This is a genomic window from Winogradskyella sp. PE311 (genome assembly GCF_046545555.1).
Classification (GTDB): Bacteria; Bacteroidota; Bacteroidia; order Flavobacteriales; family Flavobacteriaceae; genus Winogradskyella.
The window spans coordinates 254,132-279,455 of sequence record NZ_JBHZTH010000003.1 but is presented as its reverse complement, the minus strand read 5'-3'; the positions used below and the strand labels follow the sequence as shown (position 1 = coordinate 279,455).

Genomic DNA, 25,324 nt, shown 5'->3' with positions numbered 1-25,324 from the left:
TAATATAAGTGTTAATTTTTACTAAAAACTTTAAAAATATATGGATGGTCTCAATTGGAAGATATTAAAGTGTCTTCAGCTGAACGCTCGTATGTCTAATGCAGAGATTGCAAGACGTGTTGGCGTTAGCTCTCCTGCTGTTAGTGAGCGTATTAAGAAGATGGAAGATGCTGAAGTAATAGAAGGTTATACGACCTTTGTTTCACCATTTGAGTTGGGTTATCAATTAAAGGCGTTAATCACACTCCGCGCTTTTATGGGAATGCTAAAACCTTTCTTAGAAAAAGTAAAAACTTATGATGAAGTTCTAAATTGCTATAGAATTACTGGAAATGAAAATATAGTTATGGAAGTAGTTTTAAAAAATCAAAAACATCTCGAATCTTTTATTGACCAACTCATAATTTATGGTGAAACTAAGACTCAGATCGTCTTATCTCATGTTATTAAACATAGTGAAGTAAAGCCTCTAAAATAGGGTGTTTATTCTAATACTTTATCAGGATAATCCCATTCTTTTGCACTCAATAGTTTTTTTACAATTGAAAAATAATCTTCTCCGTAGTATTTGTAAAATTTACCGTCTGTTCTTAGTATAAAAAAACCGGAGCAGTTTTTATTAGAGGTGAAAATATTATTTTTTATAAAATTATTATCTTCCAACCAATCGGTATTATCTTCGGCATACTTAGAGAAGTAGGAATTTTTTGTAAGTACTAAAATGTTTTTGGTATCATAGATTTTAGATATTCTATCAGACATATTTTTGTACGTTTTTAGGACGTTTTTTTCATATTTTTCATCTCCCGACCTTACGATGCAATTATCTCCTTTTTGCAGATAGTTAATAAGAATAGTTTTAGAAGTATCAATATTTATATTAAGATTTTGCCCTAGAGCTTCGTAAAATTGACCTAAAGTTGCGCTACCCATTTTACCGAATCTACCGTCAACAGAATTTCTATATTGTTTATTATACTTATTATTTATGTTGTTATTTAAATCATTTTCAGGTATACTATTTTTATTAGCACCACATGATGTAAAAAATATTAAGGTGAGTAGGGAAAGAAAGGTTAATCTCATAAAATGATGCTTAGTGTTTTATTATTAAATGTGGTACCTTTTCTAATTCCCAATCAATAACTAAGCCACCGGCTAAAGATTTAGCAATGTCTTTACCATACAAATACTCACTTAAATAAAGAGCAGCTTCAAAGGATTTAGCACCACCTGCAGAGGTAATATATTTATTATCATGTACAAAGAGTACATTTTTTCTAATATCAAGACTTGGAAACATGTCTCGCATTTTATCAATATCACTCGGAAAAGTTGTTGAAACTACATTATCTAATAGTCCAGCTTTAGCAAGGACAAAAGCCCCATCGCAATGCGATGTTATAAACTGTGCTTTTTTGTCTGTTTTTCTAACAAAGTCTAGCATTACTTCATCTTCTAAATCGGTATCTAAATGATGTTCAGCACTAGGCACGACGAGAATATCAATTTTAGGCAGTGAACCTGTCACATAATTAAAATCTGGTAATACACGCATACCTTCAAATGTTGTAATTGGGTCATCTGTATTTGCAACTGTAAATACATTCATCGCTTTAATGCTATCTCTAAAAATGGTATGCTGAAAGATGTCAAATGGTGCAGTAAGTTCTGTATTATACGTACCGTCCATGATTAAAAATGCAACATTATAGCGATTGGGCTCTAATATTGGAATCTCTTTTATGTTGCGTTCACCTCCTTGCTCCTGGAGAGGTTGATTATTTTTTGAATCTTTACAACCCAGGATGAGCATTAGCACGATTAATAGAATTGAATATCTCATTTTTTTAGTTCGGTTTCTAGATGATTTGCAATTTGTATTGCATGAATTCGCGAATTTTCTATAAACCACTTATGGGTTTCCATACCACCACAAATTACACCGGCTAAATAAAGTCCTTCAACAGAGGACTCCATTGTGCTAGAATTATAATTTGGTATGCGTTTGTCGTCATTAGAAAAAGTGATTCCGGCTTGTTTTAAAAATTCAAAATTTGGTTTATAACCTGTTAAGGCAATCACATAATCATTTGTAATTGTAATATCTCCCCTAAGCGTCTTTATAATAATCTCTTTAGGTTTAATTTCTTTTATTTTAGCATTAAAATAAGCTTTTATGCTTCCTTCCTTTATGCGATTTATAATATCTGGTCTTACCCAATATTTAACACGTTCTCCAACTGCCTTTCCTCGTATAATCATGGTAACATTTCCACCTTTTCTATTAATATCTAAAGCTGCGTCAACAGCAGAATTACTTGCTCCAACAATAGCTGTATTTTGCAAAGAGTAGGGATGTGCTTCTTTATAATAATGCGATACCTTATTTAATTTCTCTCCAGGTACATTTAAAACTTTTGGAATATCATAAAAACCAGTTGCAATTATTACTTTTTTACTAGAATAGGTTGCCTTATCTGTAACGAGCTTAAATCGATCATTAATTTTTTGCAAACTGTTAACTTCCTCATACAAATTAATGTGAAGCTGGTTTGAAGTTGTTACTCGTCTATAATATTCTAATGCCTCATTTCTAGTAGGTTTAGGATTGTTACTAATAAAAGGAATACTATCAACTTCTAGTTTCTCAGAAGTTGAGAAAAAGGTCATATTTAATGGGTAATTGAATAGTGAATTTGTTAACGATCCTTTTTCAATAACTAGATAATCCCAGTTCCTTTTTTTACATTCTAATGCACAAGCAATTCCTATTGGCCCTGCACCAATAATTACAATGTCTTTATAATGGTTCGTCATTTCATTTAGTTAATTCTCCATGGCGGATTCTTTCTGTTTTTTCCTGCGTGATAAATAATCAGTTGGTGCCCATCGGGATCATTTAAATGCACATCAGTCCATTTCCATGACTGCTCGGTAATTTCAGAATTAAAAGTAATACCTTTTTTTTTGAGTTTAGAAACTGTCTCAAAAAGATTATTAACTTCAAAATATAATTTTATATTATTTCCTTCTGGTAAGATATCAACATTGCTAATGGAAAATGTTGATTCTCCATTAGGACATTCTAATCGTACATACCTTGGTAATGCATCTACGATTAGTTTTAGACCTAAAGTTTTATAAAAGTCGGTTGACTTTATAACATCTAAGGATGAGATTGTAACTTGATTTAAATTCATGATTTTTCTTTTTTTACACGATTAAATAACCAATAAGATAGTATAAAACCCAATAAACCATAACCAGCTGTAACTAGCCAATTAACTTGATAGCCATAAAGATCTATGATACTAAATCCAATTTTCGGACTAAAAATATGCGCTAGAGAAAATGACATAGCATACATGGCCATATAACTGCCTTCTAAACCTTCTTTTGCACGTGATAATGCAAATTTATTTGTGTATGGAAAACCAAGCATTTCACTCAATGTCATTAGTATTATACTAATGATTAATATTCCTATCCAAAAATTTTGATACATGACTAAAAAACTTAAGGTTAATAATAGACAAGACATTATTATATGTTTTGTCACAGGAATCAACTGTTTTTCTAAATAATTTATAAGTGGCATTTCAAAAACTACAATAATTACAACATTCAAAAACAAGATAACTCCAATTTTAAATTCGTTAAGATGAAATACCTCATTATAATAAAGCGGAATTGTTGTAAAAAGTTGAAAAAATGCCATTCCGAATAAAAAACATATTATAGAATGAATCCAAAATGAAGTGTCTTTGTACACAACATTTTTATCTAAATTTTGATGTAATTCTCTCGTTTCAGATGGTTTTATTTTTGGGTCTTTGACCAAATAGCTAAATAATAGTATTGCTATAATACAAGTTATACCATCAATCCAGAATATAATATTATACCCTTTAAGAACAATAATTAAACCTGCTAAAGTGGGTCCAATTCCCATACCAGCATTAATTGCTAATCTTAATAATCCAACTGATCTAGTTTGATTATCTGATGTGCTGTAGGCTTTTATGGCAACAAAAACTGCAGGTCTAAAACTATCTGCAATAGACATTGTTACTAAGATACCAATGCAAAATCCCCAAAATGAAGCCATATATTGTAATACTATAAAATTAAGTCCAGTAAGGAATAGACTTAAAATCATAACTTTATAAAATCCAATGATATCAGTTAATTTACCACCTAACCAAGAACCAATAACAGACCCTATTCCGAAAAAAACAAAAATCCAACTGATTTCATTATTAGAAAACCCTAAATCTTTTTTTAAATAAAGTGAAAGAAATGGAATCACCATAGTGCCAGCTCTGTTCACTAAACTTATTAGTGAGAGATACCAAATTTCTTTAGACAAATCTTTAAAAGATTCAACGTAATTAAAGTATAGCTTTTTCATTTTGGTTGTTGTTATAAATATAAAAAGTCCGACGTTGACGTCGGACTTTTAAATATTGTTTAATAGTATATGTTTATAGCTACAATAGATAATGCGTCCGAACAATTTCCGAAGAAACTAAACAGGTTTGCTTTGTATATCTAATGACTTGTAACATAAATGCGAACTTATTGAGTGTCAAAACTACAATAAAATATGATAAGTTGTATTTTTACATTAAAATTTACCAAGATGATAAGAGTATTGTTATTTTTTTTGATTGCTGCTACATGGAGTTGCGAACAAGGCAAAGAGCTGCTCAATGAAGGCACAGAATGGCAAAGGCAACAAAATTCTAATTTTAAAGATGCTTCAAAATCACCGTTAAAAAAGAGAGATTTAAAAACCTTCAAAAGCTTGGATTTTTTTGCTTTCGATTCTTCTTTCGTGGTAAAATCAGAACTAAAACGAACACCAGATAGCGAATGGTTTTTAATGAAAACTACAACTGCTGAAGTTTCTAAAGAGCGCGTATATGGTGTTTTAAATTTTAAATTAAAAGGTGAACAATTTCAGCTCAATGTTTATCAAGGTGAGGATATGATGGATAAGGAAGGTTATAAAGATTATCTTTTTCTTCCTTTTTTAGATAATACAAATGGTTATGATAGTTATGGAGGAGGACGCTATATAGATTTAAGGATTCCTTTAGCAGATACAATCACAATAGATTTTAATAAAGCTTATAATCCCTATTGTGCTTATAATGAAAAGTATTCTTGTCCTATTGTACCTAGAGTTAATCATTTAGATATAGCCATAGAGGCTGGTGTTAAAGTCTTTAAAAAGCCTAACCTTTAACGAGATATATTCCAAAAAAGACAGCTAAAAAACCAACAACGAAACTTGCTATTGTGTACAAGGCAAAACTTGAGAAGTCTCCCGATTTTAAAAACACATGGTTCTCATATGCAAAAGTAGAGAATGTTGTAAAACCCCCACAAAATCCAGTTGCTAAAAGTAAAGTTTGACTTTGAGATAAGGTTTCGTTTTTCGCTGCTAAACCTAATATTACACCAATAAGTAGACTGCCTATTATATTTGTGGCGAAAGTACCAAAAGGAATTCCGCTGTCAGAATTATTAAGCCATTTTCCAATTATAAAGCGTAATACACTACCAAAACCTCCACCGACAAAAACTAAAATTAGTTGTTTCATTTATTTTATCGCTACATAAATTTCAGTTACCCAATTAGCAGGATTAGGGTGACTTACAGGATCTGTTAAGTATGTTTCTAACATTGAACCATTTTCAATGATTTCGAGATTATTGTCAGCAATATATTTCATACTTGCTTCCCAGGCTTCTTTAAGATTTATATAATCTCCTTTTAAAACTGTTTTTACAGCTCTAAAGGACTCAAGCTTGCCAGTTAGGATATCTGATTGGTCAGAAATGATCTTAGAATTGGTTGGTACGCAGGTCGAGAAAATAGCTGCATCGTTTTCTTCATCCCATTTAAGGTAAAGAATAAAAGGTGGTCCTGCCATTGTTACATTATGAGATATTGCATAAGCGCCAACCTCTGGTAGCATTTGTTTCATGTTTTTTTCAAATTCACTAAGTTTACAAGATGCTGTTTTATATAAGTAGTACCCTCCACTATGTTGAGTAATGCCGTCTACATTAATACTATAGAGTTTCATTTCCTCTTGCAATACACTATCTAGCATAGTAAGTCCTCGCTCAAAATGAGGTCCAATTTGTTTTTCCATACCGCCCATTACCACAGAAAATGCTTTAAAAATAAATGGCAGATTCTCACCTTTAATATTCCAAGTTACTTCAGTAGAACCATCGGTATTTGCTTTTAAATCCCAAGTCACATCTGATGGCGGAAAATCACCAAACTGCATTTCTTGAGAAATTGATGAATTTTCTCTAGTATCAATTGTTTTCATAGTGCCAACTCCATCTTCATCTTCCCAAGTGTAAAAACCTCCAATACCTAAGGTTTTCTCTGGTAAAGTTATAATGGTTTCTGGTTTTTCATCTTTCCAAGAATTCCATGCTTCCCAGTTTTTAAAATCAATGACATTATTATAAACCACAGATTGTGGTGCATTTATAGTTTTAGTTCTTGTAACCTCAAAGGAATTTGGTTGAACCGCTATATAGATTGAAAAACCTATAATTACTATAAGGAGTAGTAATAATACGTATTTTAAAGCTTTCATGTGTTTATATTAATTGTTTTTTAGACGTTATATGCTGTTCGCTATTAATTAGAACGGTAGGCTATAATATTTTGAGCATACTCGTTTCATTTTGTTGAATTAACTTAGTTCTCTTCCAAAGATAGCAATTTTATGATATGTGATATATGTATTACATTTGGCTACAACTAAAAATGACTAACACTATGAAGTTAAAATCAATATTTACAATTTTTATGTTTGCCTTACTGGTAATCGCATGTCAGGAGGAAGTAAAAGAAGAAGAAGCTAATGTAGAATTCAGTTTTAATGTAGAGCAATTCGCTGACATTAAAATTCTACGTTATCAAATTCCTGGTTGGGAAAACCTTACATTAAAGGAACAAAAACTAGTGTATTATCTTACTGAGGCTGGTTTGGCAGGACGCGATATTATGTGGGATCAAAACTATAGGCATAATCTTAAAATTAGAGCTGCACTAGAAGATATCTACACAAAATACGACGGTGATAAATCTTCTAATAATTGGAAAAATTTTGAAACGTATTTAAAGCGGGTCTGGTTTAGTAATGGTATTCACCATCATTATTCTAACGACAAGTTGAAACCGGAGTTTTCTAAAGATTATTTAAACGAATTACTTTTAGCCACAAGCACCAAATTAGATGGAGCAGCACTAACTGCAATATTTAGTGATGAAGATTTAAAAAAAGTAAATCAGGCGAAAGATGTGGATAATGTATTGCTATCAGCAGTTAATTTTTATGGACCAGATGTAACAAGTGACGATGTTATCAATTTTTATAAAAAGAAGACATCACCAAATTCTGAAAGACCACTTTCCTATGGACTAAACTCACAATTAGTTAAGGAAGATGGTGTGTTAAAAGAGCGTATATATAAATCAGGTGGGCTATATGGCTCTGCAATAGACAAAATTGTTCAATGGTTAGAAAAGGCACAGGGTGTTGCTGAAAACCAAGCACAAGGAGATGCAATCGGTCTGTTAATTAAGTATTATAAAACAGGGGATTTACAAACTTGGGATGATTATAATGTTGCATGGACAGCAGCAACAGACGGGAATGTAGATTATATTAATAGTTTTATTGAAGTATATAATGATCCTTTAGGTTATAGGGGTTCTTATGAGACAATTGTTCAAATAAACGATTTTGATATGTCTAAAAAAATGGCCGTATTATCGGAAAACGCTCAGTGGTTTGAAGACAATTCGCCATTAATGGAGGAACATAAAAAAGATAGCGTTGTTGGTGTTACCTATAAAGTTGTTACCGTTGCTGGAGAGGCTGGAGACGCATCACCAAGCACACCAATTGGTGTGAATTTGCCAAATGCAAATTGGATTAGAAAAGAAGTAGGTAGTAAATCCGTTTCTTTAGGAAATATTATTAACGCTTATGCTAATGCTGGTAGTTCGGGGCGTTTAAAAGAATTTGTTCACGATGAGGAAGAGTTGCAGCTCGAAGAAGAATTTGGTGGACTTGCAGATAAATTACATACGGCTTTACATGAAGTCATAGGTCATGCATCCGGACAATTAAATCCAGGTGTAGGAGAAACAAAGGAAACACTTAAAAATTATGCGTCTACTTTAGAGGAAGGAAGAGCAGATTTAGTTGGCTTATATTATTTATATGATTCTAAATTACAAGAATTAGGTTTAGTAGAAGATTGGGAGAAAGTTGGTAAAGCAGCTTTTGATGGTTACATTAGAAATGGACTGATGTCTCAATTAATTAGACTTGAGTTAGGTAATGATGTTGAAGAAGCACATATGAGAAATAGACAATGGGTTTCGGCTTGGGCTTTCGAAAAAGGAAAAGCGGATAATGTAATTGAAAAAGTAACTAGAGATGGTAAAACTTATTTTAATATCAATGATTACGAAAAGTTGCACATGTTGTTTGGGCAATTATTGAGAGAAACGCAGCGTATTAAGTCAGAAGGTGATTTTGCGGCTGTAGAAGCTTTGGTTGAAGGCTACGGAGTAAAAGTAGATCAGACTCTACATGCTGAAGTTTTGGAGCGTAACAAGCAGTTTACATCTGCACCTTACAGCGGTTTTGTAAATCCTGTTTTAGTACCAGAAATGAATGATGCTGGTGAAATTATAGCGATTAAAGTAACACAACCAGTTGGCTACTCAGAGCAGATGTTAGAATATAGCAAGACTTATAGTCATTTACCAAAGGTCAATTAGAAAAACCTATTTTTGAAATATTTAAAAGCAGTTCTATAGTATAGGACTGCTTTTTATTTGTTCTGTAATAAAGCAAGAGCAAATTTTTAATTACATCTTATTAATGGGATAACATAATTTTAATATATCTCAATTTGTAGAATGTATCCTAAATTTGACATTCAATTATATTGAAATATGAATTCTTATAAAGAAGTAAATTTTAAAATTATTCTGTCTGGTTTGAGCTAAAAAGTAGTAATACAAAATTAATTAGCAATAATCCTGCTATAATATAAACTAAGTCCATAAGCGCTTTTTATAATATAACAACTTAAGTTAGAAAAGTCCTAGTTTAATCTATTTCAATTAGTAAGATTATATCTACATAAAAACAAACTTCACAGCGGCAATCATACCAATAAAGCCAATAAAAGCAATTAAGATCCAAATAGTGCCTTTATAATATGCTTTGTGAATTTTAAGATCTTTACGGTATTGATATGCAATAGCAATAACGAAAGCTATAAAAAATAATAATCCAAAAATCAATTGACCAGTAGTGAACATCTTCTTATTTTTATGCGAAAATAAGAATTAAGCTACTAAAAAACTAACAACTGTTATGCAAGACAAAATTAATGCAGTAAAAGCATTTCATACCGCTTTTAAAATAGGTCACAGAGAAACGCCAAAGGCAGACTTAGGAACAGATAAAAATATGCTACGATATAAACTTATGCGAGAGGAAAATGAAGAGTACCTCGAAGCTGCAAATGATAATGACTTGGTTGAGGTAGCAGATGCTTTGGGAGATATGCTATATATATTATGTGGTACAATTATCGAGCATGGCATGCAGCATAAAATAGAAGAAGTATTTGAAGAGATTCAACGCAGTAATATGAGTAAACTAGGTGAAGATGGAGAGCCAATTTACAGGGAGGATGGTAAAGTTTTAAAGGGACCTAATTACTTTAAACCTAATATAAAAGAGATTTTAGATAAATAGGAAAAGTACAAAATATCAAATACATTACTGCACCTTTACACGCCAACCAAAAGCATCTTCTATTTGATTTGTCTGTATATCAGTAATACGCTTTTTCAACAAATCACCATATGTATTTTCTATCACTGGTAATTGATAGTCTTTATCTTTAAAACCAAAGCCAGAAATAGGTGAAATAACTGCTGCCGTACCTGCACCAAAAAGTTCTTTAAGGCTTCCATTTTCAGAAGCTTCAATAAGTTCTGTAACCTTTATTTTGCGCACTTCGGTTTTGATGCCTTCCGCTTTGGCTATAGACAGAATACTTTTACGTGTTATTCCATCTAAAATACGATCACTAGTCGGAACTGTAAGTAACGTATCGTTAATTCTAACGAAAATATTCATAGCACCAGCTTCTTCTATATATTCGTGTGTATTATCATCAGTCCAAATAACTTGCTGATAGCCTTTTTCTTTGGCTAACTGTGTTGGGTAGAATTGACCAGCATAATTACCACCAGCCTTCGCAAAACCTACACCTCCATTAGCAGAACGCGAATATTGCTCTTCTATGAGTACGTTAACTTTTCCAGAAAAGTAAGGTCCAGACGGTGCACAAGCAATAATAAATCTATACGAGTCTGCAGGTGAGGCATGAAAACCTTTACCTGTTGCAAACATAAATGGTCTTATGTAAAGGGCACTTCCTTTAGATGTCGGAATCCAATCTTTCTCAATATTTAATAAAGCCTTAAGGCCATCTATAAAATAATTTTCTGGTATTTCAGGCATTGCTAAACGCTTTGCAGAAATATTCATCCGTTTTACATTATCTGTAGGTCTAAATAAAAATACGTTATCTGCTGTATCTTTATAAGCTTTCATACCTTCAAAAATAGACTGTCCGTAATGAAAAATCTTCGCAGAAGGCTCTAGTGTTACAGGCTGATATGGGAGGATTTTTGGAGTTTGCCATCTTCCATCTTTAAAATCACAAACAAACATATGATCTGAAAATACACGACCAAAATCTAAATTATTAAAATCGATATTCGCAATATTTGAAGTCTCTGATCTTTCAATGAGGATGTCCTCTGTATAGTTAATAGCCATAATCCCGTTTGATTTATTTTGCAAAAATACACAATCATGGCGGTTAATAAAAGGCTATATTGTCTTAAATTTTGTAAATTTGTAATTCAATAATTTATGAATATAAAATCTATCAATAATGAAAAAAACAATCTTATTTATAGCAATTAGTTTAGTTATCGTTTCATGTAAGAACGAAACAAAAACTACAGAAACGAAAATAGAGGATGTAAAAGAAGAAATTGCTTATACGTCGGTAGGTATGCAAATAAATGATGCAGATGCGCTAACATCGGAGCGCATGATGGTCCACTATAAGAATATGAAGGTAGGTGATACTGTTCCTTCTAAAATGAAAGGTAAAATTGCAGAGGTATGTTCTAGTAAAGGATGTTGGATGAAGCTAGATATGGATGGTGAAAACCAAGTAATGGTAAAATTTAAAGATTATGGTTTCTTTATGCCTTTAGATGCTGAAGGTGATGTTGTTGTTAATGGAAAGGCTTTTATAACAGAAACTCCAGTCGATGAATTAAGACACTATGCCGAAGATGCAGGTAAATCAAAAGAAGAAATAGATGCAATTACAGAACCTAAGCTAGAATATCGTTTTGAAGCTGACGGTGTATTACTTAAAACAGAATAATTGCAACGAAAAATAATTACGACAGCTGATGGTTCTAAAACCATACAAATAGAAGATTGGGATGAGCAATATCATTCCATTCATGGTGCAATACAAGAAGCAAATCATGTGTATTTAAAACATGGTTTGCTTTTTTTTGTAGAGTCAGTTAATACCGTAAAACATGAAGCGATTTCAATTTTAGAAATTGGTTTTGGAACAGGCTTAAATGCTTTTCTTACTTTAATTAACGGAGAAGACCTGAATCAACCAATAAATTATGTTGGTGTTGAAGCTTATCCTGTATCTAAAGAAGAAATACAAGAACTCAATTATGTTGAACAAATTTCTGAAAAGCACAGAACAGAATTTAACAAATTACATCATTGTTCTTGGGAATTTCAACACCAAATTACTCCAAGTTTTCTGCTAGAAAAGCAACAAAAGTTTTTTAAAGATATCAACTTAGAAAATGAATTTGACATAATTTACTTCGATGCTTTCGGCGCTCGTGTTCAGCCAAATTTATGGACAGAAAACATCTTTTTAATTATGTATAAAGCTTTGAGATATAATGGTGTGTTAGTAACATACTCCGCTAAAGGAAGCGTTAGGCGCGCAATGCAAGCTGTTGGTTTTACTGTTGAGCGATTATCAGGACCACCTGGAAAACGCGAAATGTTACGAGCACGTAAAGTGCAGTAACAATAAATTTGGTAAAACGAGCTGATAGCTTAAGGCTTAAAAAAAAGTATAATAGTATTGTTATTACAAGGATAAATTTTAACTTTTTCTTCAAATTGAAGTGGCAATATCTCCCTTTTACAATGAGGTATTAAACGTTAAATCCAAATTAAAGTCTACTCTAAGGGTTTTACCCTTTCGTATCTTTACAAAAAGAAGAAAGATGACCGTTTTAATAACAGGAGCAACAGGACTCATAGGGCAGGAGATTGTAAAAAAGTGTCATGATAATGGTATTAACGTGCATTATCTCACAACTTCAAAATCTAAGTTAAATAAAGAGGATAATTATAAAGGTTTTTACTGGAACCCTAAAGACAATAAGATTGACCATCAATGTTTCGAAGGTGTTTCTGCTATTATAAATATGGTTGGTGCTTCAATATCTAAACGTTGGACAGACGATTATAAAAAGGAAATTCTTGAAAGCCGTACTAAAACTGCTGAACTTTTACAAAACACAATTAAGGAGCATAATTATAAAATTAAGCAGGTCATCTCTGCAAGCGCAATAGGCATATATCCTACAAGTGAAACTAATTATTACGAAGAATCATTTTCTGATGCGTCTAGCTCTTTTTTAGGTGAAGTTGTAGAGCAGTGGGAAGCCGCTGTAGATGGTTTTAAACCTCTAGGCTCTATAGTTGCTAAAATTAGAATTGGTTTAGTATTGGCAAAGAATGGAGGAGCACTACCAGAAATTGTAAAGCCAATAAGATTTGGGGCTGGTGCGGCTTTTGGAAATGGTAAACAGTGGCAAAGTTGGATCCATGTGGAAGATTTAGCATCTTTGTTTGTATATGCATTACAAAACAATTTTGAAGGAATTTATAACGGAGTTGCGCCAAACGCTGCAAGTAATAAAGAACTTACTAAGGTCACTGCTACTGTTTTAGAACGGCCATTGATTTTACCAAATATTCCGAAATTTGCTATGAAATTAGTTCTCGGAGAAATGCATATCTTATTATTTGAAAGCCAACGTGTGAGCTCAGAAAAAATAGAAAATGCCGGCTTTGATTTTAAGTACGTTAATCTAAGACCTGCGTTAGAAGATTTATTACTTTAAAGACAGTTTACGTCTTAATAATCACAATTTTTTATCAATCTAAAATTTCGTAATCTATATCAAGTTTTCGCAATGCTCGTAATGCAGAACCTGAGTTTTTATTGTTCACTTCAATTTCTACAGCATCACCTTCTAAAAGTATGTCTGTAAGTTCTTGAGATAATGATGTATTCCCATAAGACGAAATCTCTGTAATACATTTAGCTATTGCCCTTTTATCTGGTCGCTGCGCATCACAGGATAATAAGTTTAATTTCATACAACTCTTTTTTTATAAAATAGATTTAGGCAAAATCTTACGCGTCCATGTTTTTAAACGTTTGAAATTATCTACTTCAGAATCTGGATTAAAGTCTAAGGTGGTTTCCCAAGAATTTTCAGGTTTAAATTCTTCTTCCATGCCTTCTAAAACACCTTTAGAAACTTGCTCAGAATTTACAATAACTATGCATTCTGTATTGAGATTAGCACTTCTAGGATCTAAGTTAAAGGTACCAATTACTGTGGTTTTATTATCTATAACCATGGATTTTGCATGCAGCCCAAATGTTGGTGTATAGTCTAATTTTTCTTTAAGCTCACCAGTCATAATTTTGGTTTGCTCTGCGGCATCTGGTCTAAATTCAAAAATACGAACTCCTGTATTTAATAAATCCTCTCTATCTTTTTGATAGCTGCTAAACGCTTCCACATTGTCAGTTGATGCTAAACTATTGGTGAGGATTCTAATTTTAACACCGCGATCTATAGCAGCTTTAAATAATTTTTGTGAGGTTTCGGTTGTTATTAAGTATGGAGTTTGGATTTCGATTGTCGATTTGGCATTATTTACTAACTCAACTAGGTTCTCTGTGGATATACCTCCACCTGCTAAACCTTCTTTACCATCATTTTTTCCGGGATCGTCGGACACAAAATCAACATTATCTAACCAAACTAGTTTACCAGAAGCTTTTATATCTTCGAATGTTTTTGGTAGATCCGAAATTCGTTTTCTTACTTGAGGCCAAAAGTTTTTAGGATTACAAGCGTATTCATGCAGTTTTTTAAACTTATTTTCTTCATTTGCATGTTCAGCCGTTTCGTCAACTACTTTATTAACTTCAATGCTTAAGTCGTGATTCCAGAATTGATTAAATGATTGACTTACCGTTTTTGATGTTTCACCTATTAAAAGAATATCTCTATCTCTAAAGTTGTATTCATGATCGTAATCAAAATACTCATCTGCAATATTTCTTCCGCCTGTTATAACCACTTTACCATCAACAATAAAAGTTTTGTTGTGCATACGTTGATTGGCTGACCTAAAGTCTGTGGCGAGTTTCTGTATTTTATTAAAAATGTTTTTCCCTAAATTTAAACCAGGATTATAGATTTTTACTGTAATATTTTCGTGCGATGCAAAAGTGAGAATATCTTGTACTTCTGCATCTACCATAATGTCATCTACAAGAATCCGTACTTTAACACCACGGTCTGCTGCTCTAACTAAGTAATCGCAGGCAATGAGTCCGACATTATCTGTAGAAAAAATAAAATATTGAATATCAATAGTTTTTTCTGCATATTCGGTTAACCAAGCTCTAGCGACCATGGACCCACTTCCGTCTTCTAAAACATAAACTCCCGTTTTAGATTTCATATCTTCAGCTACATCTGCGAGTTCTTTAGTTAAGGACATACTATCGTCTCTTTTTATTTGAGCACAGAAATCAGTTTCAGGGGTTTTCTGGTTCTCGTTATTACAAGATGCTAATGCAAATAATAGAATCATATAATAAAAATAAGATTTTAATATGGTGTTCATTGAGTTTAATAAGAGTTATGTAAATATAGACTATCTCAAATAGACATTGGTCACCAAGCGCTCTACAGTAGGATGGTCGTTTCCGCCAGCTGGTTCTATGGTAATATTTAACGATTCAGCATGGTCAATATACGCCATAGTCATAATTGTTTTGTCTTTGGCAATTACACCCATATTAATCATCTCACCTTCTACATCTGCCCACATTTGGTAATCGTGGTTGGCATCTAATTGAGGTAAGCGTTCTGTGTTGATAACAACAGATTTCGTTTGGTGATTTACATAACTCACAACTTTGGTTTCTGGTAATGAAGAATTACCATTTAGTATATATTGTTCAGTGTCAGGATTTACTATGGCATTAAAAGACGCACTATTTTCTTTAAGCTGAACATTTAAAACTTCTATGGTTGAGTTAAGTTCGGTATTATTTATTTCAACAATTTGCAATTGTTCTTTTACCTCATTGAGTTGCGCATACATCCAAAAAGTACCAATCATTAATAAACCAGCAATACTCGCAGCGATACCAGCATAAAATTTAGTGTTATCTCTTTTTTCTAATGTTACTACTTTTTGCTGAGTAAATTCTGAAGTTTTTATATTTTGTAATAGGTTCGTCTTAATAAAAGGAGGTGGAGTAATTGCATTTTCTAATCCAATAGTTTCGAAATTTTCCTCTAGTTCTTCAAAATATATTTTTAGCTCAGGATTTGATAAAAGTAATTGCTCAATCTGTTCGCATTGGTTTGCGTTGAGTTCTCCGAGCAGGTATTGCTCCAATAATCCGTTTTCTAACAGCGACTTCTTATCTATCATCATAGCGCATTTAGTATTAGTAAGATTAGACTTAAGGACTTAGCATAAGTTTCTTTAAGCAATTTTAGTGCTTGTCTTATATATGATTTAAATGTGCCTAATGGGACATTCATTTCTGTATGAGCTTCCCTGTGGGTAAGACCCTTAAAGTAAACTAACTCTATTGCCTTTTTATGGTGTTTCTCTAAAGTGGTCAATGCTCCGTTGAGTTCTAAATACTCAGGATCTATCCTAATAACTTCTTCTTTATTATTATATACACTAAAATCATCGGTTTGGATGAGCATATCTGTTTTTCGGAGTACATTTAACGTTTTATTTTTGGCAATACGATAAACCCATGTATAAAAACGCCCTTTATTTTCATCATATTGTTCAGACTTTTCCCAAACAGTCATAAAGGTATCTTGCAATAAGTTTTGTGCTTTACCTTCATCCCTAATCATTTTTATAATGACACTAAATATCGCACCAGCATATTTATCATAAAGTAATGCAAGTGCCTGCTCATCTTTATTCTTTAATTGTTGTATAAGGGTACTATCGTTGTGCATTAATGTTAAAGATTTCCTAAAAGTAAAGTGATGCTCATCCAGAGCAAAGATGCTTGTGTAAATATAAATGAAAGCACTTCAAAAACATAAAAAGTGCATAAATAGTTTAACCAAAATTTCAAAAAATCATGAAAAAATTAGTATTTGTATTTACAACTTTAGTGGCATTAACATTTTCGCAGACAGCTACAGCACAGAAAACTATTGTTGATGCAGCAGTAAGTAATGAAAACTTTTCGACTTTAGTAACCGCATTAAAAGCAGCAGATTTAGTAAGTGCTTTACAAGGTGATGGACCTTTCACTGTATTTGCACCAACAAACGATGCCTTTGCAAAAATTGATAAAGCAACATTAGGAAGTTTATTAAAGCCAGAAAATAAAGAGACATTAGCAAAAATTTTAACCTATCACGTTGTGCCTGGAAAATTAATGGCAAGTGATGTGGTAGCCGCTTTAAAGAAAGGCAAAGGAAGTGTTGAAGTAAAAACATTAGCAGGACAAATTTTAACTGTAATGCAAAAAGATGGAAAGATTTGGTTAAAAGACCAAGCAGGAAATTACAGTGAGATCACAGCGACAGATGTAAAAGGAAGTAATGGGGTGATACATGTAATTGACACAGTAGTAATGCCTAAATAGGTTTTAGTGTATAATAGTTATCGCATTACTATTGCGCTATCAATTAAAATTGTAGTTAATTGTTATTGGTAGCACCGCAATTTTATAACTAAAATTGCTATGAAAAAAAAGCACTTACGTTATGTAAGTGCTTTTTTATTTGCAAAATAGTGTCTTACGTTATGCTTTATCAGCTACTAAGTTTATTGTTAATTCAATATCATCATTAATAAATTTATCTCCTAAATTATCAAAGAAAGATTTAGAACCATATTCGACATTCCATTTAGAACGATCAATAGTAAAGGTTTCACTTTTAAGAGTCATAGTGTTTCCATCAATAGAAGATGTAACAGGGAAACTAATGTTGTTAGTTTTATCCTTCATTGTTAAGTTACCAGAAAGCATAGTTTTACCTTCTACAGTTGCTAACCCAGTAACTTCAAATTTAGCTGTTGGAAAAGCTTCAACATTAAAAAAGTCAGCACTAGTTAAATGACCTTTTAATTTTGCGTTACCCTCTTCTTCTGCAGGAATATCGGTTACGGCAATACTAGCCATGTCGATTGTAAAGTTACCACTCTCTAATATGCCGTTGTTTACATTTACAGTTCCATTTGATAAAGAAATAGTTCCAGCATGAGAACCTGTTGGTTTAAAACCTTTCCACATAATAGTAGATTTATCTGAATTAGCTTTGAATGTTACAGCTGAAGCTTCAGCAACTGCTGCTGCTTCTGCTTCTGTAGTTTCTGCTTCTTTCGCTTTATCGTTACAACTTGAGAATGTAATTAAAGCAACTACAGTAAAAATTTTAAAAAATGATGTTTTCATGTTAGTGTGTTTTATATTGTTTTTTTCAATTTGCGAAGTTAGCCATTAGTTAGGTAGTTAAATGATAAAAAAATGTTAATGACATTTTGACATTTTTATAATATTGGCAGTACTTTTGCCATCTCTAAATCGAAGATTTAAAAATTACTTTAAAATAAACTCAATATGAGTAAAAAAAATAAAAACAAAGAAGCGGAAGATCAACAACAACAAGATACAGCTCAAGTAACTGCTGAGAAAGTTGAGACAAAGTCGCCCGAAGAACAATTACAAGATCAACTTGCTGTTGAAAAAGATAAATTTATGCGTTTGTTTGCTGAATTTGAAAATTACAAGAAGCGAACTACAAAAGAACGTATTGAATTATTTAAGACAGCCAGTCAAGACGTAATGGTTTCTATGTTACCAGTTTTAGATGATTTTGAAAGGGCATTAATGCATATAGAAGACGATAAAGAAGCTGAAGAGCTTAGGAAAGGTGTATTATTGATTTATAACAAATTGGTAAATACTTTAGAACAAAAAGGATTGTCTAAAATTGAAGTAACTCAAGGGGACGTTTTTAATGCAGATAATCATGAGGCTGTTACTCAAATCCCTGCTCCAACAGATGATTTAAAGGGAAAAATAATAGACGTGGTAGAACGTGGTTATAAATTAGGTGACAAAGTAATTCGTTTTCCTAAGGTAGTAATTGGACAATAGTAAAGTCATTTTTTGCAAGGCAGAGCTTGTAGAAGTTATGATTAAGTGAAATAAATAAAACACACCCATTTTAAGGGTACCAAAGATGAAAGAAGATTATTACGACATATTAGGTATAAGTAAAGGAGCATCTGAAGCTGAAATCAAAAAAGCATACCGAAAGATGGCTTTAAAGTATCATCCAGATAAGAACCCGGATAATTCTGAAGCTGAAGAGAAGTTTAAAAAAGCAGCTGAAGCATACGAGGTATTAAGTAATGCCGATAAAAAAGCGCGTTATGATCAATTTGGTCACCAAGCCTTTGATGGTGGAGGTGGCTTCGGTGGAGGTGGTATGAATATGGATGACATTTTCAGCCAATTTGGAGATATTTTTGGAGGCTTCGGTGGAGGCGGAGGTGGTTTTAGTGGTTTTGGCGGAGGCGGAAGACAGCGTGTCGTTAAAGGCAGTAACTTACGCATTCGCGTAACTTTAACTTTAGAAGATATAGCAAATGGTGTAGAGAAAAAGATAAAAGTAAAACGTAAGAAGCAAGCGTCTGGTACAACTTATAAAACGTGTACAGCATGTAATGGTGCAGGTCAAGTGACACGTGTTACAAATACAATTTTAGGTCGTATGCAAACGGCAACAACTTGTCCTACATGTGGCGGAGCAGGTCAGATTATAGATAAGAAGCCTAGTGATGCAGATGCACAAGGTCTAAAGGTTGAAGAAGAAACAGTATCTGTAAAAATACCTGCAGGTGTTGAAGATGGAATGCAGTTAAAAGTAACAGGGAAAGGTAATGATGCTCCAGGAAATGGAATTGCAGGTGACTTACTGGTTGTTATTTCCGAAGAAGAGCATAAAACCTTAAAACGAGAAGGCGATAACTTACATTATGATATGTACGTAAGTTTACCAGATGCTGTTTTGGGCACCTCTAAAGAAATAGATACAGTAACTGGTAAGGTTAGAATTAAAATAGAAACAGGAGTACAGTCTGGTAAAATACTGAGACTAAGAGGAAAAGGTATACCAAGTATTAATGGTTATGGTAAAGGAGATTTGTTGGTACATGTTAATGTGTGGACTCCTAAAACGTTGAGTAAAAAACAAAAAGACTTTTTTGAGAGTATGAAAGATGACGAGCATTTTGAGCCAAAACCAGAAAGTTCTGATAAATCATTTTTTGAAAAAGTTAAAGATATGTTTTCATAAAAAAAGTCTATAATTCATAAAAAATACTATCTTTGAATTATCGCTAATGCTAATTAGCGGTAATTTTTCTTTTTCATAGCAATTTTTTCCCATCCTTATCTAACCATAAGGGTGGGTTTTGTTTTTTACATCATTTCTAGTTTTAAGCATCTATCTAATTAGGCAATTAGTAAGTGTTATATGCCTTAAAACTCTTCAACATTTAATATATTTACGAACTAACCTTCTTTAAAAAACACGTTGTTTATGAATGACTTATTAGTTGCTAATTCTGTATCTAAAAACTTTGGAAACTTTAAAGCGCTAAACCAAGTATCAATTGCTGTACCTAAAGGCAGCATATTTGGGTTATTAGGACCTAATGGAGCAGGTAAAACTACCCTTATTCGCATTATCAACCAAATTACAATGCCAGACGAAGGGTCTGTGCTTTTAGATGGGCAACCATTGAAACCGAATCATATTAGAGATATTGGTTATTTACCAGAAGAACGTGGTCTATACAAATCAATGAAGGTCGGAGAGCAAGCATTGTATTTAGCCCAACTAAAAGGAATGTCTAAAGCAGATGCCAAGAGTAGACTAAAATATTGGTTTGATAAATTAGAAATTGGAGATTGGTGGAATAAAAAAATACAGGAGTTAAGTAAAGGGCAGGCACAAAAGATTCAATTTGTTGTTACAGTACTGCACAAGCCTAAGTTACTCATCTTTGATGAGCCATTTTCAGGGTTCGATCCCATTAATGCCAATTTGATAAAAGATGAAATTCTACAACTGAGGGATGAAGGGGCTACTGTTATTTTTTCTACTCATCGTATGGAGTCAGTAGAAGAAATGTGCGATCATATTACGTTGTTACATAAATCTAATAAAGTTTTAGATGGTAAATTAAATGATATAAAACGTCAGTACAAAACCAATACTTTTGAAGTTGGACTACAGGCAATAAATAAAGAAGTGTTTTTAAATGAGGTAAGAGATAAGTTTGAAATATTACCATCAACTTTTAGAAATTTGAATGATGACATAAAATTGAATATTAAGATAAAAGAAGGTGCGTCTTCTAACGACTTACTATCATTTCTAACATCAAAGGCCGAAGTGCATCATTTTGTTGAGGTTATTCCTACAGCTAATGATATTTTTATTCAAACTGTAAAAAATAATTAGAATGAATCATCTACCACTTATCATAAAAAGGGAGTACCTTACTAAGGTAAAGAATAAATCATTTATTATAATGACATTTTTAAGTCCGCTAATAATGATTGCTTTAATTGCTGTTGTATCTTATCTGTCGCAGCTAAATAATGATAAACAACGCACAATTTCTGTACTCGATGAAACTGGGTATCTCGAAGCTATTTTTAAAAACACTGACAATACAACATATACCTCGTTAAATGGATTAAGTTTAGAAGATGCCATTGGTGTTGTTAAGGAAAAAGAAGATTATGGCTTATTACATATATCTAAAGCCGAATCAATAGATGAGGTGTCTAATAATGTGAAATTTTATTCTGAAGACTCACCGTCTTTAACTATTATATCTAGTTTAGAACGCAAAATAGAAAAGCGATTGCGTGAAATGAAGCTTCAAAAAGATGGTGTAACACTAGCACAAATTGAAGCTTCGAAAACGAATATTGATATTGCTCAAGAAAGTTTTGAAGGAGAAAAGAGTTCTAAAATAGATAACGTTATAAAATTGGCTTTTGGAGGTATAGCTGGCTATTTGTTATTTATGTTCATAATTATCTATGGCAATATGATTATGAGAAGCGTAATTGAAGAAAAAACTAGCAGAATTATAGAAGTTATAATCTCATCAGTAAAACCAATTCAATTAATGATGGGCAAAATTATTGGTACATCATTAGCAGGTGTAACACAATTTGCGATTTGGGTAATTCTTGGTGGTGTGCTAATGGTTGTTGTATCTGCAATATTTGGAATAGACTTAACACAAGCCTCAGCGCCTCAACAAGAGTTAATGGACCAAGCCATGAAGGCAGAAGGTGCACAAGCAATGGCTGAAAACATTTTCACTGCTATTGGAAATTTGCCGATGTTAAATTTAGTGGTCGCATTTATTTTCTTCTTTATTGGCGGTTATTTATTGTATAGTTCGCTTTATGCAGCAATTGGCGCGGCTGTAGATAATGAAACTGATACGCAACAATTTATGCTACCAATTCTTATGCCTTTGATTTTAGCAGTTTATGTAGGTATATTCACTGTAATTGAAGATCCTCATGGTACGGTATCGACTGTATTCTCATTTATACCATTTACGTCACCAGTAGTTATGTTAATGCGAATTCCTTTTGGTGTACCATTATGGCAACAAGGATTATCGCTCATACTTTTAATAGGAACATTTGTTTTTGCGGTTTGGTTTGCAGCAAAAATTTACCGTGTAGGTATTTTAATGTATGGAAAGAAGCCTACATATAAAGAATTATTTAAATGGTTGAAATACTAAATTTATGATTCAAAATTTAGATAAAATTGAAGAGACTATAACCGAAAGTGGAGTTTGGGTAAAAACCAAAGCATTCTTAGGACAAAGCATGGATTTTGGTAAGGATATTAGTATTTCAATTTTTGATATTTTGATTGTAATTTCTGCAATATTTATAACTACAATTGTTTTAAGAATATTTTTAAGAGTAATTACTAGAAACTTACCGGAGGAAGATAAGAGCAAATTTAATGTTGTTTATGGCTATTTTAGATGGCTTATATATTTAATTATATTGTTAATTACATTAAACAGTGTTGGTGTTGATGTGACTGCAATATTTGCCGCTTCTGCTGCCCTTCTTATAGGTGTGGGTTTAGCACTACAAACACTTTTTCAAGACATAATTTCGGGTATATTTATTTTAATTGATCAATCTGTACATGTTGGAGATATTATTGAAATAGATGGTAAGGTAGGTCGTGTAGAAGAGATTAAGCTAAGAACTACAAGAGCTGTTACAATAGACAATAAGGTACTAATTATTCCAAATCATTTATATTTAGAAAATAGTCTTTTCAATTGGACCCAAAATGGAACACTGACAAGAGAAAATGTTTCTGTAGGTGTGGCATACGGAAGTGATGTAGAATTGGTTAGAAAGTTGCTGTTACAAGCAGCAAGTGCCCATCCAAGTGTTGTCTCTATACCAGAGCCAACTGTAGTTTTTGCAGATTTTGGGGAAAGTTCACTGAATTTTAAACTTGTTTTTACACTTAATGATAGTTTTAAAGCAACATTTCCTAAGAGTGATATTCGATTTGAGATCGATAAATTATTTAGAGAGAATAACATTACTATTCCTTTTCCTCAGCGCGATATACACATAATAAATAAATAAATTTTAAATGACTATAGGCTTTTGCAAACGCTCTTTTATTCTTTCTATTTTTCTAATAGTATTATGCGGCAATAGTGCAGAGGCTCAATTAACAGATTTAGCACGATTAGAATATTCATTTATTCCGAGTAGTAAATCAGAAGATCAGTATACAAGATTAAGGGCAATTATTAATTTCCCTATAAAAATTAAAGAAAAAGATTATATAATAGTTGGAGCAGAATACAATAGAATTATTTTAAATCTGGAAGATACGTATCCATTTAATGTAAAAGAATTAAATCGTTTGCACGTCATTGATTTAAGTCTTGGCTACACATTTAAATCTAAAAAGGACTGGAGATTTGGAGTAAAAATTAACCCAAGAATCGCATCTACATTAACTACATCTCTAACTACTAATGATCTCTTTTTAAATGGAGGAATATTTGCAATTAAAGATAGAACTGATGCTGATATTGATAAACCATATAGGTTAATACTAGGTCTTACTTATAATACAACGGCAGGTCTTCCTTTTCCACTTCCGTTTGTAAGTTATTACAGAAGAATTAATAATAATTGGTCTTACAGTTTAGGTGTGCCTAAATCTAATCTAAAGTACTTTTTTAGTGAGCGTAGTATGGTACAAGCATTTACATCTTTAGATGGGTACTTTGCAAATATTCAAAAACCCATAGAGATCAATGGCCAACTTGCTGAAAGTATTTCACTTTCAGTAGCGGTTGCAGGATTTGGGTATGAATATTGCTTTACTAAACATTTAGTAGCTTATTCTTATATTGGTTATACGTTTAGGTTAAATAATGTATTGAGAAATGGAGATAGAAATGAGATTTTTGGTTTAAATGAACTGAATGCATTTTATTTTAGAACAGGATTAAAATTTAAAATATAGATATAGATATGTCGAAAATATTAATAATAGAGGACGAAGCTGCCATTAGAAGGGTTTTAGTGAAAATTTTATCTGAAGAAAATGATGCTTATCAGGTTGAAGAAGCGGAAGACGGTTTAGCAGGTATTGAAAAAATAAAGAAAGAAGATTTTGACTTAGTATTATGTGATATTAAGATGCCTAAAATGGATGGTGTAGAAGTACTAGAAGCTGCCAAAAAAATAAAGCCAGAAACACCTATGGTAATGATTTCTGGACATGGTGACTTAGATACAGCAGTAAATACAATGCGCTTAGGTGCTTTTGATTATATCTCAAAACCACCAGATTTAAATAGATTACTTAATACTGTGCGTATAGCTTTAGATAGAAAAGAGTTAGTAGTTGAAAATAAAATGCTTAAGAAAAAGGTAAGCAAAAACTACGAGATGATCGGGGAGAGTGAAGGTATTGAGCGTATTAAAGATATGATAGATAAAGTAGCTCCAACAGATGCACGTGTTTTGGTTACTGGTCCAAATGGCACAGGGAAAGAGCTTGTTGCTCACTGGTTACATCAAAAAAGTGAACGCTCTAAAGGTCCAATGATAGAAGTAAACTGTGCGGCAATCCCTTCAGAACTTATAGAAAGTGAGTTGTTCGGACATGTTAAAGGTGCTTTTACATCAGCTGCAAAAGATAGAGCAGGTAAGTTTGAAGCTGCTAATGGTGGTACTATATTTTTAGATGAAATAGGTGATATGAGTTTGTCAGCTCAAGCTAAAGTACTAAGAGCATTGCAAGAAAGTAGAATACAGCGTGTTGGTAGTGACAAGGACATTAAGGTTAACGTACGTGTTGTGGCAGCAACAAATAAGAACCTTAAAAAAGAAATTGAAGACGGTAATTTTAGGGAAGATTTGTACCATAGATTAGCTGTTATTTTAATTGAAGTACCAGCTTTAAATGATAGACGAGAGGATATTCCTTTATTAATAGAATATTTTGCTAACAAAATTTCCAAAGAGCAAGGCAACGCAAAAAAATCATTCTCTGCCAAAGCTATAAAACTGCTTCAAAACTATGACTGGACAGGTAATATTAGAGAGCTAAGAAATGTTATTGAGCGTCTCATTATATTAGGTGAAAAAGAAGTTAGCGAAAGTGACGTTAAGGCTTTTGCTTCAAAATAAT

Annotated in this window: 29 protein-coding genes; 15 read left to right on the top strand and 14 right to left on the bottom strand. The window is 32.5% G+C overall.

Features of this window, described 5'->3' with window-relative positions; translation table 11 throughout:
- Nucleotides 1-40 precede the first annotated feature (40 nt).
- A complete protein-coding gene (locus ACFWU4_RS12440; protein WP_411128348.1) occupies nucleotides 41-478 on the top strand; it encodes an Lrp/AsnC family transcriptional regulator in 438 nt (145 codons plus the stop codon).
- 5 nt (nucleotides 479-483) lie between these two features.
- Here ACFWU4_RS12440 and ACFWU4_RS12435 read toward each other — a convergent pair whose 3' ends face one another.
- The 5 genes from ACFWU4_RS12435 to ACFWU4_RS12415 are packed head-to-tail and all read right to left on the bottom strand — an operon-like array spanning nucleotide 484 to nucleotide 4,414.
- On the bottom strand, nucleotides 484-1,086 hold the full coding sequence (locus ACFWU4_RS12435; RefSeq protein ID WP_411128346.1) for a hypothetical protein: 603 nt from the start codon (nucleotides 1,084-1,086) through the stop codon (nucleotides 484-486).
- Between the two features lie 10 nt (nucleotides 1,087-1,096).
- Entirely contained in the window at nucleotides 1,097-1,846 is a 750-nt protein-coding gene (locus ACFWU4_RS12430) for a DJ-1/PfpI family protein (RefSeq protein ID WP_411128344.1), read from the bottom strand.
- Entirely contained in the window at nucleotides 1,843-2,820 is a 978-nt protein-coding gene (locus ACFWU4_RS12425; RefSeq protein WP_411128342.1) for a YpdA family putative bacillithiol disulfide reductase, read from the bottom strand. The genes ACFWU4_RS12430 and ACFWU4_RS12425 overlap by 4 nt, the downstream gene beginning before the upstream one ends.
- 5 nt (nucleotides 2,821-2,825) lie before the next feature.
- Entirely contained in the window at nucleotides 2,826-3,203 is a 378-nt protein-coding gene (locus tag ACFWU4_RS12420; RefSeq protein ID WP_411128340.1) for a VOC family protein, read from the bottom strand.
- The gene (locus tag ACFWU4_RS12415) at nucleotides 3,200-4,414 is read right to left on the bottom strand and encodes an MFS transporter (protein WP_411128338.1); all 1,215 of its coding nucleotides are present in this window, start codon (nucleotides 4,412-4,414) and stop codon (nucleotides 3,200-3,202) included. The genes ACFWU4_RS12420 and ACFWU4_RS12415 overlap by 4 nt, the downstream gene beginning before the upstream one ends.
- A 231-nt stretch (nucleotides 4,415-4,645) precedes the next feature.
- On the opposite strand from ACFWU4_RS12415, the gene ACFWU4_RS12410 reads away from it, so the two are divergent.
- Entirely contained in the window at nucleotides 4,646-5,254 is a 609-nt protein-coding gene (locus ACFWU4_RS12410; RefSeq protein WP_411128336.1) for a DUF1684 domain-containing protein, read from the top strand.
- Here ACFWU4_RS12410 and crcB read toward each other — a convergent pair.
- The gene (gene crcB, locus ACFWU4_RS12405) at nucleotides 5,244-5,612 is read right to left on the bottom strand and encodes a fluoride efflux transporter CrcB (protein WP_411128334.1); all 369 of its coding nucleotides are present in this window, start codon (nucleotides 5,610-5,612) and stop codon (nucleotides 5,244-5,246) included. The two genes, ACFWU4_RS12410 and crcB, sit on opposite strands and share 11 nt — an antisense overlap.
- Nucleotides 5,613-6,632 carry an SRPBCC family protein gene (locus tag ACFWU4_RS12400; RefSeq protein ID WP_411128332.1) on the bottom strand — a complete coding sequence of 340 codons (1,020 nt, stop codon included), beginning with the start codon at nucleotides 6,630-6,632 and terminating at the stop codon, nucleotides 5,613-5,615.
- Between the two features lie 185 nt (nucleotides 6,633-6,817).
- Between ACFWU4_RS12400 and ACFWU4_RS12395 the strand changes: the two genes are divergently transcribed.
- Nucleotides 6,818-8,836 (top strand): dipeptidyl-peptidase 3 family protein, encoded by a 2,019-nt coding sequence (locus ACFWU4_RS12395; protein WP_411128330.1) that lies wholly within the window; start codon nucleotides 6,818-6,820, stop codon nucleotides 8,834-8,836.
- A gap of 363 nt (nucleotides 8,837-9,199) precedes the next feature.
- Here the strand turns inward: ACFWU4_RS12395 and ACFWU4_RS12390 are convergent, their stop codons facing one another.
- The gene (locus ACFWU4_RS12390) at nucleotides 9,200-9,385 is read right to left on the bottom strand and encodes a hypothetical protein (protein ID WP_411128329.1); all 186 of its coding nucleotides are present in this window, start codon (nucleotides 9,383-9,385) and stop codon (nucleotides 9,200-9,202) included.
- Between the two features lie 55 nt (nucleotides 9,386-9,440).
- On the opposite strand from ACFWU4_RS12390, the gene ACFWU4_RS12385 reads away from it, so the two are divergent.
- Complete coding sequence (locus ACFWU4_RS12385) at nucleotides 9,441-9,827, top strand: hypothetical protein (protein WP_411128327.1); 387 nt, start codon at nucleotides 9,441-9,443, stop codon at nucleotides 9,825-9,827.
- Nucleotides 9,828-9,851: 24 nt separating this feature from the next.
- On the opposite strand, the gene ACFWU4_RS12380 is transcribed toward ACFWU4_RS12385, so the two are convergent.
- Nucleotides 9,852-10,922, bottom strand: a complete 1,071-nt coding sequence (locus ACFWU4_RS12380) for a branched-chain amino acid aminotransferase (RefSeq protein ID WP_411128325.1) — start codon at nucleotides 10,920-10,922, stop codon at nucleotides 9,852-9,854.
- Nucleotides 10,923-11,040: 118 nt separating this feature from the next.
- On the opposite strand from ACFWU4_RS12380, the gene ACFWU4_RS12375 reads away from it, so the two are divergent.
- From ACFWU4_RS12375 to ACFWU4_RS12365, 3 genes are all read left to right on the top strand, one after another.
- Nucleotides 11,041-11,547: a DUF4920 domain-containing protein gene (locus ACFWU4_RS12375; RefSeq protein ID WP_411128323.1), complete on the top strand. Its 507-nt coding sequence runs from the start codon at nucleotides 11,041-11,043 to the stop codon at nucleotides 11,545-11,547.
- Nucleotides 11,548-12,231 (top strand): tRNA (5-methylaminomethyl-2-thiouridine)(34)-methyltransferase MnmD, encoded by a 684-nt coding sequence (gene mnmD / locus ACFWU4_RS12370; RefSeq protein ID WP_411128321.1) that lies wholly within the window; start codon nucleotides 11,548-11,550, stop codon nucleotides 12,229-12,231. It begins immediately after the preceding gene.
- Nucleotides 12,232-12,433: 202 nt separating this feature from the next.
- The gene (locus ACFWU4_RS12365) at nucleotides 12,434-13,339 is read left to right on the top strand and encodes a TIGR01777 family oxidoreductase (protein WP_411128319.1); all 906 of its coding nucleotides are present in this window, start codon (nucleotides 12,434-12,436) and stop codon (nucleotides 13,337-13,339) included.
- Between the two features lie 34 nt (nucleotides 13,340-13,373).
- Here ACFWU4_RS12365 and ACFWU4_RS12360 read toward each other — a convergent pair whose 3' ends face one another.
- From ACFWU4_RS12360 to ACFWU4_RS12345, 4 genes are read right to left on the bottom strand one after another with little or no spacing between them, the layout of a single operon-like run.
- Complete coding sequence (locus ACFWU4_RS12360) at nucleotides 13,374-13,598, bottom strand: hypothetical protein (RefSeq protein WP_411128317.1); 225 nt, start codon at nucleotides 13,596-13,598, stop codon at nucleotides 13,374-13,376.
- Nucleotides 13,599-13,610: 12 nt separating this feature from the next.
- A complete protein-coding gene (locus tag ACFWU4_RS12355) occupies nucleotides 13,611-15,149 on the bottom strand; it encodes a phospholipase D family protein (protein WP_411128315.1) in 1,539 nt (512 codons plus the stop codon).
- A gap of 30 nt (nucleotides 15,150-15,179) precedes the next feature.
- A complete protein-coding gene (locus tag ACFWU4_RS12350) occupies nucleotides 15,180-15,971 on the bottom strand; it encodes an anti-sigma factor domain-containing protein (RefSeq protein WP_411128313.1) in 792 nt (263 codons plus the stop codon).
- Nucleotides 15,968-16,522, bottom strand: coding sequence for an RNA polymerase sigma factor (locus tag ACFWU4_RS12345; RefSeq protein ID WP_411128311.1), 555 nt, complete (start codon nucleotides 16,520-16,522; stop codon nucleotides 15,968-15,970). The genes ACFWU4_RS12350 and ACFWU4_RS12345 overlap by 4 nt, the downstream gene beginning before the upstream one ends.
- 128 nt (nucleotides 16,523-16,650) lie before the next feature.
- On the opposite strand from ACFWU4_RS12345, the gene ACFWU4_RS12340 reads away from it, so the two are divergent.
- Nucleotides 16,651-17,163, top strand: coding sequence for a fasciclin domain-containing protein (locus ACFWU4_RS12340; protein ID WP_411128310.1), 513 nt, complete (start codon nucleotides 16,651-16,653; stop codon nucleotides 17,161-17,163).
- Between the two features lie 159 nt (nucleotides 17,164-17,322).
- Here ACFWU4_RS12340 and ACFWU4_RS12335 read toward each other — a convergent pair whose 3' ends face one another.
- Nucleotides 17,323-17,976: a YceI family protein gene (locus ACFWU4_RS12335; RefSeq protein WP_411128308.1), complete on the bottom strand. Its 654-nt coding sequence runs from the start codon at nucleotides 17,974-17,976 to the stop codon at nucleotides 17,323-17,325.
- A gap of 165 nt (nucleotides 17,977-18,141) precedes the next feature.
- On the opposite strand from ACFWU4_RS12335, the gene ACFWU4_RS12330 reads away from it, so the two are divergent.
- The 7 genes from ACFWU4_RS12330 (at nucleotide 18,142) to ACFWU4_RS12300 (ending at nucleotide 25,323) form a co-directional block, all read left to right on the top strand.
- Entirely contained in the window at nucleotides 18,142-18,681 is a 540-nt protein-coding gene (locus ACFWU4_RS12330) for a nucleotide exchange factor GrpE (RefSeq protein WP_411128306.1), read from the top strand.
- 85 nt (nucleotides 18,682-18,766) lie between these two features.
- Entirely contained in the window at nucleotides 18,767-19,885 is a 1,119-nt protein-coding gene (gene dnaJ, locus ACFWU4_RS12325; protein WP_411128304.1) for a molecular chaperone DnaJ, read from the top strand.
- Nucleotides 19,886-20,131: 246 nt separating this feature from the next.
- Complete coding sequence (locus tag ACFWU4_RS12320; RefSeq protein ID WP_411128302.1) at nucleotides 20,132-21,058, top strand: ABC transporter ATP-binding protein; 927 nt, start codon at nucleotides 20,132-20,134, stop codon at nucleotides 21,056-21,058.
- Between the two features lies 1 nt (nucleotide 21,059).
- Entirely contained in the window at nucleotides 21,060-22,373 is a 1,314-nt protein-coding gene (locus ACFWU4_RS12315) for an ABC transporter permease (protein WP_411128300.1), read from the top strand.
- Nucleotides 22,374-22,377: 4 nt separating this feature from the next.
- The gene (locus ACFWU4_RS12310; protein ID WP_411128298.1) at nucleotides 22,378-23,253 is read left to right on the top strand and encodes a mechanosensitive ion channel family protein; all 876 of its coding nucleotides are present in this window, start codon (nucleotides 22,378-22,380) and stop codon (nucleotides 23,251-23,253) included.
- A gap of 7 nt (nucleotides 23,254-23,260) precedes the next feature.
- Nucleotides 23,261-24,151 (top strand): DUF6268 family outer membrane beta-barrel protein, encoded by an 891-nt coding sequence (locus tag ACFWU4_RS12305; protein WP_411128296.1) that lies wholly within the window; start codon nucleotides 23,261-23,263, stop codon nucleotides 24,149-24,151.
- Between the two features lie 8 nt (nucleotides 24,152-24,159).
- Nucleotides 24,160-25,323 carry a sigma-54-dependent transcriptional regulator gene (locus tag ACFWU4_RS12300; protein ID WP_411128294.1) on the top strand — a complete coding sequence of 388 codons (1,164 nt, stop codon included), beginning with the start codon at nucleotides 24,160-24,162 and terminating at the stop codon, nucleotides 25,321-25,323.
- The last annotated feature ends 1 nt before the right edge of the window (nucleotide 25,324 follow it).

Coding starts and splice junctions, on each gene's coding strand:
- ACFWU4_RS12390 (WP_411128329.1), bottom strand. CDS start 9,385: ATGTTCACTACTGGTCAATTGATTTTTGGATTATTATTTTTTATAGCT.
- ACFWU4_RS12415 (WP_411128338.1), bottom strand. CDS start 4,414: ATGAAAAAGCTATACTTTAATTACGTTGAATCTTTTAAAGATTTGTCT.
- ACFWU4_RS12300 (WP_411128294.1), top strand. CDS start 24,160: ATGTCGAAAATATTAATAATAGAGGACGAAGCTGCCATTAGAAGGGTT.
- ACFWU4_RS12315 (WP_411128300.1), top strand. CDS start 21,060: ATGAATCATCTACCACTTATCATAAAAAGGGAGTACCTTACTAAGGTA.
- dnaJ (WP_411128304.1), top strand. CDS start 18,767: ATGAAAGAAGATTATTACGACATATTAGGTATAAGTAAAGGAGCATCT.
- ACFWU4_RS12360 (WP_411128317.1), bottom strand. CDS start 13,598: ATGAAATTAAACTTATTATCCTGTGATGCGCAGCGACCAGATAAAAGG.
- ACFWU4_RS12340 (WP_411128310.1), top strand. CDS start 16,651: ATGAAAAAATTAGTATTTGTATTTACAACTTTAGTGGCATTAACATTT.
- ACFWU4_RS12355 (WP_411128315.1), bottom strand. CDS start 15,149: ATGAACACCATATTAAAATCTTATTTTTATTATATGATTCTATTATTT.
- ACFWU4_RS12305 (WP_411128296.1), top strand. CDS start 23,261: ATGACTATAGGCTTTTGCAAACGCTCTTTTATTCTTTCTATTTTTCTA.
- ACFWU4_RS12435 (WP_411128346.1), bottom strand. CDS start 1,086: ATGAGATTAACCTTTCTTTCCCTACTCACCTTAATATTTTTTACATCA.
- ACFWU4_RS12330 (WP_411128306.1), top strand. CDS start 18,142: ATGAGTAAAAAAAATAAAAACAAAGAAGCGGAAGATCAACAACAACAA.
- crcB (WP_411128334.1), bottom strand. CDS start 5,612: ATGAAACAACTAATTTTAGTTTTTGTCGGTGGAGGTTTTGGTAGTGTA.
- ACFWU4_RS12430 (WP_411128344.1), bottom strand. CDS start 1,846: ATGAGATATTCAATTCTATTAATCGTGCTAATGCTCATCCTGGGTTGT.
- ACFWU4_RS12400 (WP_411128332.1), bottom strand. CDS start 6,632: ATGAAAGCTTTAAAATACGTATTATTACTACTCCTTATAGTAATTATA.
- ACFWU4_RS12345 (WP_411128311.1), bottom strand. CDS start 16,522: ATGCACAACGATAGTACCCTTATACAACAATTAAAGAATAAAGATGAG.
- ACFWU4_RS12310 (WP_411128298.1), top strand. CDS start 22,378: ATGATTCAAAATTTAGATAAAATTGAAGAGACTATAACCGAAAGTGGA.
- ACFWU4_RS12375 (WP_411128323.1), top strand. CDS start 11,041: ATGAAAAAAACAATCTTATTTATAGCAATTAGTTTAGTTATCGTTTCA.
- ACFWU4_RS12350 (WP_411128313.1), bottom strand. CDS start 15,971: ATGATGATAGATAAGAAGTCGCTGTTAGAAAACGGATTATTGGAGCAA.
- ACFWU4_RS12380 (WP_411128325.1), bottom strand. CDS start 10,922: ATGGCTATTAACTATACAGAGGACATCCTCATTGAAAGATCAGAGACT.
- ACFWU4_RS12365 (WP_411128319.1), top strand. CDS start 12,434: ATGACCGTTTTAATAACAGGAGCAACAGGACTCATAGGGCAGGAGATT.
- ACFWU4_RS12395 (WP_411128330.1), top strand. CDS start 6,818: ATGAAGTTAAAATCAATATTTACAATTTTTATGTTTGCCTTACTGGTA.
- ACFWU4_RS12410 (WP_411128336.1), top strand. CDS start 4,646: ATGATAAGAGTATTGTTATTTTTTTTGATTGCTGCTACATGGAGTTGC.
- ACFWU4_RS12320 (WP_411128302.1), top strand. CDS start 20,132: ATGAATGACTTATTAGTTGCTAATTCTGTATCTAAAAACTTTGGAAAC.
- ACFWU4_RS12385 (WP_411128327.1), top strand. CDS start 9,441: ATGCAAGACAAAATTAATGCAGTAAAAGCATTTCATACCGCTTTTAAA.
- ACFWU4_RS12420 (WP_411128340.1), bottom strand. CDS start 3,203: ATGAATTTAAATCAAGTTACAATCTCATCCTTAGATGTTATAAAGTCA.
- ACFWU4_RS12335 (WP_411128308.1), bottom strand. CDS start 17,976: ATGAAAACATCATTTTTTAAAATTTTTACTGTAGTTGCTTTAATTACA.
- ACFWU4_RS12440 (WP_411128348.1), top strand. CDS start 41: ATGGATGGTCTCAATTGGAAGATATTAAAGTGTCTTCAGCTGAACGCT.
- ACFWU4_RS12425 (WP_411128342.1), bottom strand. CDS start 2,820: ATGACGAACCATTATAAAGACATTGTAATTATTGGTGCAGGGCCAATA.